The organism is Streptomyces chartreusis (genome assembly GCF_008704715.1).
GTDB classification, from domain to species: Bacteria; Actinomycetota; Actinomycetes; order Streptomycetales; family Streptomycetaceae; genus Streptomyces; species Streptomyces chartreusis.
In genome coordinates, this window is the sequence record NZ_CP023689.1 from 8,998,903 (window position 1) to 9,011,734 (window position 12,832).

Genomic DNA, 12,832 nt, shown 5'->3' on the forward strand with positions numbered 1-12,832 from the left:
CTCAGATGCCCGGATCGGCCGGCTCCGGCGACAGGGGCTGCTCGGTCCAGATGGTCTTGCTGTTGCGGCCGTAGCGGGTGCCCCAGCGCTCGGAGAGCTGGGCCACCAGGAACAGGCCGCGGCCGCCCTCGTCGGTGCTGCGCGCCTGGCGCAGATGCGGTGAGGTGCTGCTGGAGTCGGAGACCTCGCAGATGAGATGGCCGTTGCGGATCAGCCGCAGCACCACCGGCCCGCCGGCGTACCGGTAGGCGTTCGTGACCAGCTCGCTCACGATCAGCTCGGTGGTGAAGGCCAGCTCCTCCAGCCCCCACTCCGTCAGCCGCTCCGTCACCAGCGCCCGGGCCCGGCCGGCCGCCGTGGGCTCGGCGGGCAGCTCCCAGGTGGCCACGTCCTCGGCCGCCAGCACCCGGGTCCGGCCCAGCAGCAGCGTGACGTCGTCGGCCGGCCGGTCCGGCAGCATCACGTCCTCCACCGCCTTGCACGTGTGCTCCAGCGACCGCGCCGGACCGGTCAGTGTGTCGTGCAGCAGCGTCAGGCCCTGGTCGATGTCGCGGTCACCGGCCAGCAGCAGGCCGTCGCTGTACAGGGCGATCAGGCTGCCCTCCGCCAGTTCGAGCTCGGCCGTCTCGTACGGCAGCCCGCCGAGGCCGAGCGGCAGTCCGGCGGGGACGTCGAGCGGACACAACCGGCCGTCGGGCCCCAGGAGCGTCGGCGGCGGATGGCCCGCGCGGGCCACGGCGCAGTGCCGGGAGACCGGGTCGTAGATCGCGTACACGCAGGTCGCGCCCATGATCTGCGGGGTGGTGTCCTCGGCCTGCCGCTGTTCGGTGGCCAGCTGGTCCACCAGGTCGTCCAGCCGGGCCAGGACCTCGTCCGGGGCCAGGTCGAGGTGCGCGAGGGTCCGCACGGCGGCGCGCAGCCGGCCCATCGTCGCCGAGGCGTGCATGCCGTGGCCCACCACGTCGCCGACCACCAGCGCGACGCGCAGCCCCGACAGCGGGATGACGTCGAACCAGTCGCCGCCGACCCCGGTGGAGGCCTGTGCGGGCAGATAGCGGTGGGCCGTCTCCAGCGCCGGGTGCGCGGGCACCTCGCCCGGCAGCAGGCTGCGCTGGAGGGCCTCGGCGGCGTTGTGCTGCTGGGTGTAGCGGCGGGCGTTGTCGATGCAGACGGCGGCGCGGGCGGCGAAGTCCACCGCCAGGGTCAGATCGTCCTCCTCGAACGGCTCCGGCTGCTTCGAACGCCACAGACAGACCAGCCCCAGGACCACACCGCGCGCGGCGAGCGGCACCACCATCAGGGAGTGGACGCCCATCGCCAGCGCCCGCGCGGCCCGCTCCGGCTCGGCGTCGAACCAGCCGGAGTTGCCCTCCAGCACGGGCAGCAGGACCGGACGCCGCTCGGCCAGGCACTTCGTCGGCGCGGTCCGCTCGGGGAAGAAGAACAGATGGCCCTCCGGATACATCACCGACGTCGCCTCGGGCCGGATGCCGCGGGCCGCCATCCTGCGCAGCGGGCCCATGGAGTCCGGGGCCGGTTCCTCTCCCCGGGGCACCGGTTCCAGCAGGTCCACCGAGACGGCGTCGGCGAGCTCGGGAACCGCGGCCTCGGCCAGCTCACGCGCGGTCGTGGCCACGTCCAGGGTCCTGCCGATCCGGGTGCCCGCCTCGTTGAGCAGCGCCAGCCGCCGCCGGGCCCGATGGCGTTCGGTGACGTCCTCGACGATCTCGGTGACGCCCAGCACCCGCCCGGAGGGGTCCTGCATCCGGAACGCGGAGATGGAGATCACCAGCTCCCGGTGGGGGTCGTGCAGCAGCCGCGCGTGCTGCTCGGCGAAGATCACCGGCTGGCCCGTCTCCAGGACCGACCGCAGCTTGGCCTCGGCCTGGTCCGCGTCGGGGCCGAACAGGAACTCGCCGGCCCGCCGCCCGCGGTACGCCTTCGGCGGCAGCCCGCCGAACCGCGCGATCGCCCGGTTCACCCTCAGCACACGCAGGTCCGGACCGAGCACCACGACCCCCACCGGGGACCGGCGGAACAGGCCGTCCAGCACCGACCGGTCGATCTCCCACTGGGCGATGTCCTCGGCGAGCGAGCCGATGAGGAGCCACTCGTCGGAGTCCAGCCGACGCACCCGCCGGGCCCTGAACCCCACGAACACGCGGTGCCCCGCACGGTTGCGCACCGGCAGCAGCCCGAACCAGCCGCCCGCGCGTCGGCACGCGACGGTCGCCCGGGCGATCACGGCCTCGTCCCCGTCGGCGACCAGGACCTCGCGCACCGGCCGGCCCAGCACCTCGTCGGGCTCGTACCCGAGGAGCGTGGTGGCCTGATCGCTCCACGCGACGACGTGTCCGCGGTCGTCCAGCACCGCCGACGCGGATCGGTGGACCGAGAAAGGATCCTCCGGGCTCTCACTGAGCGACGTCGGGGATGTGTCGTGCATCGCCCACCCATCTCGCGCCGTTCCCGGGGCCCGCGGTGCGTCGCCCCGGCCGGTCCTGCGGTCGCGCATGCTCGGATTCGTAGCGGCTCACTCCCAGTATCGGCCGGACGGGCACCGCGCGCTTCGTCGCCGCGGCCGGGGCGTCCACTCGGAGGACGCCCGCACCCGGCCCGTGGCCCGGTTCATCGGGGCAGGGCCCGGGCTAGAAGCACCGCCACGTCGTCATCCGCCACCTCGGGCATCAGATGGGCCAACAGGTCGTCGCAGACCCGGTCCAGCGGATGCTCCGGATGCCGCAGCTCCCGCGCCAGGCGGAGCATGCCCTGGTCGAGATCGGTGCCTCGGGCCTCGATCAGACCGTCGGTGTAGATCACCAGGAGGCTGTGCGGCGCGAGGATCACCTCCTGCAGCTCGCCGTCCTGCCCGCCCACCCCCAGCGGCGGCCCCGCGGGCCCGTCCAGGAAGGCGACCGCCCCGTGCGCGTCCGCGACCACGGGCGGCGGGTGTCCCGCCCTGGCGATCACACAGCTGCCGTCGGTGGGATCGTGCACGGCGTACAGACAGGTCGCCATCTCGTTGTCGCCCAGGTCCGCCACGGTGGCGTCCAGCGAGCGCAGCACCTGGTCGGGCGGGGTGTCACGGCGCGCCAGGGTCCGTACGGCGGTGCGCAGCTGGCCCATGACCGCCGCCGCGTGGATGCCGTGCCCCATCACGTCCCCGATCACCAGCGCGGTCCGGCCGTCCGACAGGGCGATCGCGTCGAACCAGTCGCCGCCCACCTCGTGGTCGCCGGCCGGCAGATAGCGGGCGGTGAGCTCCAGTCCGCCGACGGCGGGCAGGGACGGGTTCATCAGGCTGCGCTGGAGGGTGAGCGCCGCCTCGCGCTCCCGGCTGTACATGCGCGCGTTGTCGATGTTCAGCGCCGCCCGGGCCACCAGCTCGTCGATCAGCAGGGTGTCCTGGTCGTCGAAGGGTTCACGGTCCCGGGTCCGGGTCACCACCACGGCGCCGAGCACCGTGCCCCGGGCCACCATCGGGATCAGCCGGGCCGCACCCACCCGGGCGCGCAGGTACTCGCGCAGCGGGTCGGCGCCGGGGGAGGGGATCAGCGGGCCGATGTCGGACAGGTACAGGTTCATCGGCCGGCCCTCGCTGATGACCTGCTCGTACACCGAGCCCGGCGGGACCTGGAGGGTGCTGCCGACCGCGAGCTGATCGGCAGGCGCGGCCGGATCCGTGAAGGACGCCGCGGCCCGCCGGACCACGCCGTGCGCGGATGCGGCGGTCTCGTCCGGGGCCACCGCCTCCTCCAGGAGCTGGACGTCGGCGGAGTCAGCGAGCCGGGGCACCAGGACCCGGACCACCTCCTGTGCCGTCTGCGTCAGATCCAGCGTGGAGCCCATCTGCGTGCCCGCCTCCGCCAGCAGCGCCAGGCGCCGCCGCGCCCGCTCCGCCTCCAGATGGGCCCGCTGCTCCTGCGTGACGTCGATCAGCGAGGCGATCACGCCCACCCGCTGCCCGGCACCGCCGAGCAGGGGGGCGTAGGAGCAGGACCACGTCCGCTGCCGTTTGGGGTCCGCCGACGAGCTGGTGTAGCGGTAGTCCACCACCGCCTCGCCCCGGTCGAGGACCCGCCGCATCACCGCCTCCAGCGCCTCGGTGCCGGCGGCGATCTCGGTCACGCGTCTGCCGATGTGCTCGGCCACCGGGACGCGGTCCATCCGGGCCAGCGCCTCGTTGACCCGCAGGAACCGCAGGTCCGGGCCGAGCATGGCCAGGCCGATCGGGGACTGGGCGAACAGTCCCTCCAGGGCCGCCAGCGCGTCCCGCATCCGCTCCACCGCCGACGTCTCCGCGGCGATGGCCAGCAGGCCCGGCCGCCCCCGCGAATCGGCGAACGGGCAGTGCCACAGCTCCATGTCGACGAGGGTTCCGTCGCGGTGCCGGACCGGCAGCCGCGCGACCACCGCCGCGCCCGTCCGCACCGACCGGGCAAGACGGTCCGCCAGCTCGTGGTTCTTCTCGGGCACCAGCACACGCTTGGCGTCCTGCCCCACCATCTGCTCCGGCGTGTGCCCGAGCAGGTCCTGCGCGGCCAGCGACCACTGCACCAGACGCCCGTCGCCGTCGACCACCCACAGGGCGAGCGGGAGCAGGTCCTCGAACACGCCCGCGTGCCCCGCCGCGGCCGTCAGCCGCGCCGGCCATTCGTCGATCGCGTCGTGCGTTCTGGCACCGCGGTGTATCGCGCCGACCATGAGGGCACCTCGCTTACACCACCCTCGACCACACAGAAGGCTCACAGACAGCGTAGGCCCGTCCGGTCACCTGGGTACCCGTGGTGACCGGGCCGGGTGTCCGCCGACCGGCGAGTGGCCCGGCTCACATGGCGTTATGAGGGAGCCGCCGACACCATGGGTGTCCGTCTCCGGCAGGCTGAAGGGATCAAGAATGTTCCGCAAGGTGCTGGTCGCCAACCGCGGTGAGATCGCGATTCGCGCTTTCCGCGCAGGCTACGAGCTGGGCGCGCGCACCGTCGCCGTCTTCCCGCACGAGGACCGCAACTCCCTGCACCGGCTGAAGGCCGACGAGGCGTACGAGATCGGCCAACCGGGACATCCGGTGCGGGCCTACCTCTCCGTGGAGGAGATCGTCCGTGCGGCACGCCGGGCCGGAGCGGACGCCGTCTATCCGGGCTACGGATTCCTGTCCGAGAACCCCGATCTGGCGCGGGCCTGCGAAGAGGCCGGCATCACCTTCGTCGGACCGAGCGCGGACATCCTGGAGCTGACCGGCAACAAGGCCCGCGCGGTAGCCGCCGCGCGCGAGGCGGGCGTGCCGGTGCTCGGATCGTCGGCGCCGTCCAACGACGTGGACGAGCTCGTCGCCGCCGCCGACGCCATCGGCTTCCCCGTGTTCGTCAAGGCCGTCGCGGGCGGCGGCGGCCGCGGTATGCGCCGCGTCGAGGAACCCGCGCAGCTGCGCGAGTCCATCGAGGCGGCGTCCCGCGAGGCGGCGTCCGCCTTCGGCGACGCCACGGTGTTCCTGGAGAAGGCCGTCGTCGAGCCCCGCCACATCGAGGTGCAGATCCTCGCCGACGGGCAGGGCAACGTCATCCACCTCTTCGAGCGGGACTGCTCGCTGCAGCGCCGCCACCAGAAGGTCATCGAGCTGGCGCCCGCGCCGAACCTCGACCCGGAGCTGCGCGACCGGATCTGCGCCGACGCCGTGCGCTTCGCCCGGCAGATCGGCTACCGCAACGCCGGCACCGTGGAGTTCCTGCTCGACCGCGACGGCAACCACGTCTTCATCGAGATGAACCCGCGCATCCAGGTCGAGCACACGGTGACCGAGGAGGTCACCGACGTCGACCTGGTGCAGTCGCAGCTGCGCATCGCCGCCGGCGAGACCCTGGCCGACCTCGGCCTCGCCCAGGACACCGTCAGGCTGCGCGGCGCGGCCCTCCAGTGCCGTATCACCACCGAGGACCCGGCCAACGGCTTCCGCCCGGACACCGGCCGGATCAGCGCCTACCGCTCGCCGGGCGGCTCGGGCATCCGGCTCGACGGCGGAACCACCCACGCCGGCACGGAGATCAGCGCGCACTTCGACTCGATGCTGGTCAAACTCACCTGCCGGGGCAGGGACTTCAGCGCCGCGGTGGGCCGCGCCCGGCGCGCCGTCGCAGAGTTCCGCATCCGCGGTGTGGCCACCAACATCCCCTTCCTGCAAGCGGTCCTCGACGACCCCGACTTCCAGGCCGGCCGGGTCACCACGTCGTTCATCGAGCAGCGCCCGCACCTGCTGACGGCCCGTCACTCCGCCGACCGCGGCACCAAGCTGCTGACCTACCTGGCCGACGTCACCGTCAACAAGCCGCACGGCGAACGGCCCGATCTGCTCGACCCGTTGACCAAGGTGCCCGCGCTGCCCGCCGGTGACCCGCCCGCCGGGACCCGGCAGAAGCTCGCCGAACTCGGCCCGGAGGGCTTCGCGAGCTGGCTGCGCGCCTCGCCGACCATCGGCGTCACCGACACCACGTTCCGCGACGCCCACCAGTCGCTGCTCGCCACCCGGGTGCGCACCAAGGACATGCTCGCCATCGCCCCGGTGGTGGCCCGCACCCTGCCCCAGCTGCTGTCCCTGGAGTGCTGGGGCGGCGCGACCTACGACGTCGCCCTGCGCTTCCTCGCCGAGGACCCGTGGGAGCGCCTCGCGGCCCTGCGGGAGGCCGCGCCGAACATCTGCCTCCAGATGCTGCTGCGCGGCCGCAACACCGTCGGCTACACGCCGTACCCCACCGAGGTGACCGACGCGTTCGTGCAGGAGGCGGCGGCCACCGGCATCGACATCTTCCGCATCTTCGACGCCCTCAACGACGTCGACCAGATGCGGCCCGCGATCGAGGCGGTACGGGAGACCGGCACCGGCGTCGCGGAGGTCGCCCTGTGCTACACCTCCGACCTGTCCGACCCGGCGGAGCGCCTGTACACCCTCGACTACTACCTGCGCCTGGCCGAGCGGATCGTCGACGCCGGCGCCCATGTCATCGCCGTGAAGGACATGGCGGGCCTGCTGCGGGCACCGGCCGCGGCGAAGCTGGTGTCGGCGCTGCGCCGGGAGTTCGACCTGCCGGTCCATGTGCACACCCACGACACCGCGGGCGGTCAGCTCGCCACCTACCTGGCCGCGATCCAGGCCGGCGCGGACGCGGTCGACGGGGCCGTGGCGTCCATGGCGGGCACCACCTCGCAGCCGTCGCTGTCGGCGATCGTCGCCGCGACCGACCACTCCGAGCGCCCCACCGGCCTCGACCTCCAGGCCGTCGGCGACCTGGAGCCGTACTGGGAGAGCGTCCGCAAGGTCTACGCCCCCTTCGAGGCGGGCCTGGCCTCGCCGACCGGCCGTGTCTACCACCACGAGATCCCCGGCGGTCAGCTCTCCAACCTGCGCACCCAGGCGGTCGCGCTCGGCCTCGGCGACCGGTTCGAGGAGATCGAGGCGATGTACGCCGCCGCCGACCGGATGCTGGGCCGGCTGGTGAAGGTCACGCCCTCGTCGAAGGTGGTGGGCGACCTCGCCCTGCACCTGGTGGGCGCCGGTGTGTCCCCGGCGGACTTCGAGCAGGATCCGGACCGGTTCGACATCCCCGACTCCGTCATCGGTTTCCTGCGCGGCGAGCTCGGCACCCCGCCCGGCGGCTGGCCCGAGCCGTTCCGCAGCAAGGCGCTGCGGGGCCGGGCCGAGGCCAAGCCGGTGCAGGAACTGAGCACCGACGACCGCGAGGGGCTGGCGAAGGACCGGCGCGGCACCCTCAACCGGCTGCTGTTCCCCGCCCCGACGCGTGAGTTCGAGACGCACCGGGACAGCTTCGGCGACACCAGCGTGCTGGACAGCAAGGACTTCTTCTACGGGCTTCGCCCGGGCAAGGAGTACGCCGTCGACCTCGAGCGCGGGGTGCGGCTGCTGATCGAGCTGCAGGCCGTCGGCGACGCGGACGAGCGCGGCATGCGCACCGTGATGTCCACCCTGAACGGCCAGCTGCGGCCGATCCAGGTCCGGGACCGGGCCGCCGCCTCGGACGTCCCCGTGACGGAGAAGGCGGACCGGAGCAACACCGGACATGTGGCGGCACCGTTCGCGGGCGTGGTGACCCTGACGGTCGCCGAGGGCGACGAGGTGGCGGCCGGTGAGACGGTCGCCACCATCGAGGCGATGAAGATGGAGGCCTCGATCACCGCCGCGAAGGCCGGCACGGTCGCCAGGCTCGCCATCAACCGCATCCAGCAGGTCGAGGGCGGCGACCTGCTCGTCGAACTGGCCTGAGCCGAGACCCGGCCACGCCCCGCGCGGGGGAACACGTCTGCGCGGGGCGCGGCCGGGCCCACCGGGTCGGACGTCAGGCACGGAAACTGGCCGTATGACCCGGACCCCCGCGGAACCGCACTCCGTCCCCGCCGAACTGCGTCCCTACCTCCAGGAGGTCGTCCGCCACGCGCAGGCCGTGTGCGGACGTCACCTGGTGAGCGTCGTCGCCGTCGGCTCCGTCGCGCTCGGCGACTACCGGCACGGGCGCAGCGACACCGACGTGACGGTCGTCGTGGACGCGCCCCTCCCCGGGCCGACGCTGTCCGACCTCGCCGCCGCACTCACGCACCCCGCGCTGCCCTGCCCCGCGACGGGACTGGAACTCGTCGTCTACGACGAGGAGTTCGCGGCCCGCCCGTCCGGCGAGGCCGGCTATCTGATGGACCTCAACACCGGGCCGCTGCTGCCGAGCCGGGTCAGTTTCGACCCGGCCGAGTCGCCCGCGTTCTGGTACGTCATCGACCGCTCGGTCGCCCATCGGTCGGGGCTGCCGCTGTACGGCCGCCCGCCGCGCGAGGTCATCGCCGAGCCCGGACGCGCCGACCTGCTCACCGCCCTGCGCGCCTCGGTCCGAGAGCACAGCGCCGCCGAGGGACATCTCGCGGACAACCGGGTCCTCAACGGCTGCCGGTCGGTGAACTTCTGCCGCACCGGCCGCTGGCAGGCCAAGCGCAGGGCGGCCCAGGCGGTCGCTCAGTCCGAGGAGCGATTCCGTCCGCTCATCGCTGCAGCGCTGCGCAGCTACGAACGCCCCCGCACCGACGCGACCGCGCTCCCCGGCACCGACGTCCAGACCTTCCTGACGTGGGTCGCCGGACGCGTCGACGCGGCCTGCGCGGCCGGGCGGCCGGTGGGCGAGTGACCGTGGTCCCGGTGGGCCGGCGGCTCAGGCCCAGCCGAACCGGCGGTCCACCACCGCCGCGAACTCCTCCAGGGTGAGCATCTCGTCCCCGTTCTGGTCGGCGGCGTCGAACAGCGCGGAGGACGCGTCCTCGTCCCCCAAGCCCCAGATCGGCAGATCTCCCGCCGCGGCCAGCGACGGCCCCTTCGTCCGCAGGGCGATGATCACCTCAGCGCGCGTCAGGGTCCCGTTGTGGTCGAGGTCGAGCGCCTCGAACAGCTTCCGGGCCTTGTCACTCATCGTGTCACCTTCGTTCCCGTCGGCAGGCCGACCTGCCACCCCGTTATCAGACAAGAACGCGATTCCGCCCCTTCAGGTTCCCTCTCGACCCCGGCGAGTGCGAGCGATCAGCCACATCAGATACGGCGCCCCGACCGCCGCCGTCAGCACACCCACCGGCAGCTCGACCGGCGCGAACAGACGGCGGGCCAGCAGATCCGCGACGATCACGATCGTGGCGCCGGTCAGGGCCGACGACAGCAGCGGGATCTGCGCGGTACGGGTCAGCCGATGGGCGATCTGCGGGGCGAGCAGCGCCACGAAGTCGACCGGTCCTGCGGCACCGGTCGCCACGGACGCCAGCACCACGCCGAGCGAGGTCAGCCCCAGCCGCACGGGACCGAGCCGCACCCCCAGTGCGGTCGCCGTGCTGTCGTCCAGGGAGACCATCCGCTGGGCGTACGCGGCCCACACCAGCACCGGCACCAGCACCGCGAGCACCAGGGCGAGCGGCGCGGCCTGGTCGTAGCCCCGGCCGTTGAGCGAACCCGTCAGCCACACCTTGGCCTGCTGGGCGACCAGATAGTCGCCCTTGGTGAGGAACAGCCGGGTCAGCGAACCCAGCGCGATCGACACCCCGATCCCGACGAGGACGAAACGCGTCGCGTGCAGACCGCCCCGCCAGGCGAAGACGTACACGAGCGCGGCCGCCGCGAGCCCGCCCACGACCGAGACGTACGGCAGGACGGTGTACGAGGTGAGCCCGAACGTCATCGCGGTCACCGTCGCCGCACCCGCGCCGTGCGTGACGCCGATGACGTCCGGACTGGCGAGGGAGTTGCGCGCGACGGTCTGCACGAGCGCGCCCGAGACACCGAACGCGGCACCCACCAGCAGGCCCGTCACCAGCCGGGGCAGCCGCAGCGTGCCGACGACCAGTTCGTCGGGGCTCGGCTGCCCGAGCAGCACATGGACGACCTCGGTCGGGGAGACGTACGACTCGCCGACGCACAGCGACACCACGGCCGTCACCGCGAGGACGGCGGCCAGCAAGGCCGCGACGGCACACGCCCTGCGGTGCAGCAGGAAGCTGCCGTCGCCGAAGCGGACGACGGTGTACCCGGCCGGGCGCAGCCGCCGGACGGCGGGCGGGATTCGCTCCAGGGGCTGTGTCATGCCGGCACCGTCGCCTTCCTCCGTACCAGCGCGACCAGGAACGGCACGCCGAGCAACGCGGTCATCACCGCCACCGGCACCTCCGACGGCGCGAAGACGACCCGGCCGAGCACGTCCGACACGAGGATCACCGAGGGACCGAGCAGCGTCGACAGCGCCAGCACCCAGCGGTGGTCGGAACCCACCAGCGCCCGCGCGATGTGCGGCACGGCCAGCCCGACGAACGCGATCGGACCGGCCGTGGCGACCGCGACACCGGTCAGCACGGTCGCGGCCAGCGCGCCGACGGCCCGTACCAGCGCGACCCGGTGACCCAGCCCCCGCGCCACGTCGTCGCCGAGCGCCAGGGCGTCAAGACCCCGGGCCACGACGGCCACCAGAAGCAGGCCCACCAGTAGGAACGGCCAGGTCCGCGCGACGACTTCGCCGTCCCGGCCGGCGATCGAGCCGACGTCCCAGAAGCGGAACTCGTCCAGGGCGCGGGCGTCGGTCGTGACGATCGCGGAGACCACGGAGGCGATGAACGCGTTCATCGCGGCCCCGGCCAGCGCCAGCTTGACCGGAGAGGCGCCCCCGCGTCCGCTGCCCGCCACCGCGTACGCGGCCACCGCCGCGAGCCCCGCCCCGGCGAACGCGAACCACACGTACCCGGCGGGCGTGTGCACCCCGAGGAACGCGATGGCGCAGACGACGCCCAGCGCGGCGCCCTGGCTGACGCCGAGGACGCCGGGCTCGGCGATCGGATTGCGGGTGATGCCCTGCATGACCACGCCGGCCACCGCGAGGGCCAGGCCGACCATCACGCCGACGACCGTGCGGGGGACCCGCAGCGCGCGCACGACCTGCGCGTCGTCGCCGGTGCCGTGGCGCAGCAGGGCGTCGTACACCTCGGCCGGGGCGATCTGCCGGCTGCCCAGGGCGAGGCTGAGCAGGACGGCGAGGAACAGCAGGAGCATGCCCGCGACCGTCCAGGCGATACGGCGCCGGGTGGCACGGGACATGCGGTTCCTCTTGCTGGTTCTCGGACGTGCGGCGAGCCGGTGCGCTCGGGCGAACGGGTGCGGCTACCTGGTGAGGTGCTTCTCCAGGTCCGCGAGGACCTCGTCCGCAGCGGTGACGCCGAGACCCAGGTACCAGGTCTCGTCCGGGACGTCGTACGCGTGCCCGGCCTTGACCGCCTTGAGGTTCCTCCACAGCGGGTTGCCCTGCGCCCGGGACTTGTCGGTGGCCTTCGCGTCGCCGTACACACCGGTGAAGATGTAGTCGGCGTCGGCCTGGTCGATGTTCTCGGCGCTGACCTCGGCGGCCAGGTCCTCGATGTCCTGGTTCTTCGGGCGCGGGATGCCGGCGTCCTTGAGGATGGTGCCGATGAACGAGGCGTTGGCGTAGAGCCGGATCACCCCGTCGGGCAGGTAACGCACCATCGACACGGTCGGCTTGTCGGCGCCGAGCTTGCTGTCGAGCTCCTTGACCTTCGCGTCGTACGCGGTCAGCTTCGCCTTCGCCTCGGCGGTCCTGTCCAGGGCCGCGGCGTTCAGGAGGTAGTTCTCCTTCCAGGTGAAGCCGGGGCGGATGGAGAAGACGGTGGGCGCGATCTTCGACAGCTCGTCGTACTTGTCCGCGGCGCGCAGCTGGCTGCCGAGGATCAGGTCCGGCTTGAGTCCGGCGATCGCCTCCAGGTTGAGGTTGTTGATCGTGCCGATGTTCGCCGGGTTCCCCGCGTCCTCCTTCAGGTAGGACGGCAGCTCGGGGGAGCCCTCCGTCGGCGCGAGGCCGACCGGCTTGATGCCGAGCGAGACGACGTTGTCGAGCTCGCCGACGTCCAGGACCACGACCCGCTTGGGCTGAGACTTGAGGACCGTCTCGCCCATGGCGTGCTCGATGGTGCGCGGCCACTGGCCCGGCTTGGCGTCGGTGCCCATCTCGGCCGTCTTCTGCGCGGCCGACGCGAAGTCCTTGCCGCCCTTGGCCACGGCCTTCTTGTCGCCGGCGGCCGCGGAACCCGCGTTGTCCGAGCCGTCGTCGGAACTGCCGCAGGCCGCGAGGGACAGCGCCGCGGCGACGGCGAGAGCGATGGCGGCCGGGCCGCGACGCCGGTGAAGCATGACAGGGCTCCCTTTTGGTGCACATGGGGTCGGCCGTTAGGCCAGCCTCACCTTATCCGGATCTTCGATGGGCCCTACATGCGAGTCTGTGTGGTTCCTGTCACGGCCGTGCGATGC

8 protein-coding genes are annotated in these 12,832 nt (G+C 72.9%); 2 read left to right on the top strand and 6 right to left on the bottom strand.

Annotated features, from left to right (window positions below; translation table 11 throughout):
- Nucleotide 1: 1 nt before the first annotated feature.
- Entirely contained in the window at nucleotides 2–2,446 is a 2,445-nt protein-coding gene (locus CP983_RS39970; RefSeq protein WP_125528223.1) for a SpoIIE family protein phosphatase, read from the bottom strand.
- A gap of 182 nt (nucleotides 2,447–2,628) precedes the next feature.
- A complete protein-coding gene (locus tag CP983_RS39975) occupies nucleotides 2,629–4,704 on the bottom strand; it encodes a SpoIIE family protein phosphatase (RefSeq protein WP_167537832.1) in 2,076 nt (691 codons plus the stop codon).
- A gap of 193 nt (nucleotides 4,705–4,897) precedes the next feature.
- Between CP983_RS39975 and CP983_RS39980 the strand changes: the two genes are divergently transcribed.
- Both CP983_RS39980 and CP983_RS39985 read left to right on the top strand, forming a co-directional pair.
- Nucleotides 4,898–8,272, top strand: coding sequence for a pyruvate carboxylase (locus tag CP983_RS39980; protein ID WP_150505218.1), 3,375 nt, complete (start codon nucleotides 4,898–4,900; stop codon nucleotides 8,270–8,272).
- Between the two features lie 94 nt (nucleotides 8,273–8,366).
- Complete coding sequence (locus tag CP983_RS39985) at nucleotides 8,367–9,176, top strand: aminoglycoside adenylyltransferase domain-containing protein (RefSeq protein WP_150505220.1); 810 nt, start codon at nucleotides 8,367–8,369, stop codon at nucleotides 9,174–9,176.
- A 24-nt stretch (nucleotides 9,177–9,200) separates the two neighbouring features.
- On the opposite strand, the gene CP983_RS39990 is transcribed toward CP983_RS39985, so the two are convergent.
- From CP983_RS39990 to CP983_RS40005, 4 genes are all read right to left on the bottom strand, one after another.
- Nucleotides 9,201–9,455 (bottom strand): EF-hand domain-containing protein, encoded by a 255-nt coding sequence (locus tag CP983_RS39990; protein ID WP_107908906.1) that lies wholly within the window; start codon nucleotides 9,453–9,455, stop codon nucleotides 9,201–9,203.
- 72 nt (nucleotides 9,456–9,527) lie between these two features.
- Nucleotides 9,528–10,610, bottom strand: coding sequence for a FecCD family ABC transporter permease (locus CP983_RS39995; RefSeq protein WP_150505222.1), 1,083 nt, complete (start codon nucleotides 10,608–10,610; stop codon nucleotides 9,528–9,530).
- The gene (locus CP983_RS40000) at nucleotides 10,607–11,611 is read right to left on the bottom strand and encodes a FecCD family ABC transporter permease (protein WP_150505224.1); all 1,005 of its coding nucleotides are present in this window, start codon (nucleotides 11,609–11,611) and stop codon (nucleotides 10,607–10,609) included. Before CP983_RS40000 ends, CP983_RS39995 begins: the two co-directional genes overlap by 4 nt.
- 63 nt (nucleotides 11,612–11,674) lie before the next feature.
- Nucleotides 11,675–12,715, bottom strand: a complete 1,041-nt coding sequence (locus tag CP983_RS40005; protein ID WP_150505226.1) for an ABC transporter substrate-binding protein — start codon at nucleotides 12,713–12,715, stop codon at nucleotides 11,675–11,677.
- Nucleotides 12,716–12,832 lie beyond the last annotated feature (117 nt).